At 44.5% G+C, this 299-nt stretch carries 1 protein-coding gene; it reads right to left on the bottom strand.

Translation table 11 applies throughout. The features are described 5' to 3' along the window. Positions 1-193: 193 nt before the first annotated feature. On the bottom strand, positions 194-299 hold a 106-nt coding region (locus D0T57_RS16150; protein ID WP_163274374.1), incomplete at its 5' end, for an AraC family transcriptional regulator.

Below are 299 nucleotides of genomic sequence, written 5' to 3'. Positions count from 1 at the left end.
CGTCATATCCTCCGCCAAAAACTACATCGAGGTTGTTATATGCCATCTGAGGGGCGATATATCCTTTCAGGCATTGACTCCATCGTTTGTAGCCGATTATGACTATTATTTGCGTGTGAACCTCTGAATGCCCGGATCGTCTTCTACCAGAAGGATGGTCGGCAGGTTTTCGACTGTACCATGCTGTACATTATCAAGCATATAATTTGCCATAAAACTTTTTGAAGCTGGTGCTGAAATATTGTTGCGACGAAAAGCCACAGCGATATGCTACTTCTGCTACGAAAACCGACGGATCG

The sequence above is a fragment of the Dysgonomonas sp. 511 genome, assembly GCF_010501105.1.
Lineage (GTDB): Bacteria > Bacteroidota > Bacteroidia > Bacteroidales > Dysgonomonadaceae > Dysgonomonas.
This window is presented reverse-complemented; position numbering and strand designations above follow the sequence as displayed.